Origin of the sequence: Vibrio sp. 661 (genome assembly GCF_033339315.1) — a bacterium.
Lineage (GTDB): Bacteria > Pseudomonadota > Gammaproteobacteria > Enterobacterales > Vibrionaceae > Vibrio > Vibrio alginolyticus.
Genome location: NZ_JAWOUJ010000064.1, coordinates 1 through 1,334, shown reverse-complemented (window position 1 = coordinate 1,334; position 1,334 = coordinate 1). Strand labels below are relative to the sequence as shown.

The window sequence follows — 1,334 nt, the reverse complement described above, 5'->3', positions numbered from 1 at the left end:
AGCACTGATGAATCCCCTAATGATTTTTATCAAAATCATTAAGTTAAGGTAGATACACATCTTGTCATATGATCAAATGGTTTCGCCAAAAATCAATAATCAGACAACAAAATGTGCGAACTCGATATTTTACACGACTCTCTTTACCAATTCTGCCCCGAATTACACTTAAAACGACTCAACAGCTTAACGTTGGCTTGCCACGCCTTACTTGACTGTAAAACTCTCACTCTTACCGAACTTGGCCGTAACCTGCCAACCAAAGCGAGAACAAAACATAACATCAAACGAATCGACCGATTGTTAGGTAATCGTCACCTCCACAAAGAGCGACTCGCTGTATACCGTTGGCATGCTAGCTTTATCTGTTCGGGCAATACGATGCCCATTGTACTTGTTGACTGGTCTGATATCCGTGAGCAAAAACGGCTTATGGTATTGCGAGCTTCAGTCGCACTACACGGTCGTTCTGTTACTCTTTATGAGAAAGCGTTCCCGCTTTCAGAGCAATGTTCAAAGAAAGCTCATGACCAATTTCTAGCCGACCTTGCGAGCATTCTACCGAGTAACACCACACCGCTCATTGTCAGTGATGCTGGCTTTAAAGTGCCATGGTATAAATCCGTTGAGAAGCTGGGTTGGTACTGGTTAAGTCGAGTAAGAGGAAAAGTACAATATGCAGACCTAGGAGCGGAAAACTGGAAACCTATCAGCAACTTACATGATATGTCATCTAGTCACTCAAAGACTTTAGGCTATAAGAGGCTGACTAAAAGCAATCCAATCTCATGCCAAATTCTATTGTATAAATCTCGCTCTAAAGGCCGAAAAAATCAGCGCTCGACACGGACTCATTGTCACCACCCGTCACCTAAAATCTACTCAGCGTCGGCAAAGGAGCCATGGATTCTAGCAACTAACTTACCTGTTGAAATTCGAACACCCAAACAACTTGTTAATATCTATTCGAAGCGAATGCAGATTGAAGAAACCTTCCGAGACTTGAAAAGTCCTGCCTACGGACTAGGCCTACGCCATAGCCGAACGAGCAGCTCAGAGCGTTTTGATATCATGCTGCTAATCGCCCTGATGCTTCAACTAACATGTTGGCTTGCGGGCGTTCATGCTCAGAAACAAGGTTGGGACAAGCACTTCCAGGCTAACACAGTCAGAAATCGAAACGTACTCTCAACAGTTCGCTTAGGCATGGAAGTTTTGCGGCATTCTGGCTACACAATAACAAGGGAAGACTCACTCGTGGCTGCAACCCTGCTTACTCAAAATCTATTCACACATGGTTACGTTTTGGGGAAATTATGAGGGGATCTCTCAGT

At 44.0% G+C, this 1,334-nt stretch carries 1 protein-coding gene; it reads left to right on the top strand.

Translation table 11 applies throughout. The annotated features are described in order from the left end of the window. Positions 1 to 111: 111 nt before the first annotated feature. Positions 112 to 1,320, top strand: a complete 1,209-nt coding sequence (locus R7P69_RS24690) for an IS4-like element ISVsa5 family transposase (protein WP_001352368.1) — start codon at positions 112 to 114, stop codon at positions 1,318 to 1,320. Positions 1,321 to 1,334 lie beyond the last annotated feature (14 nt).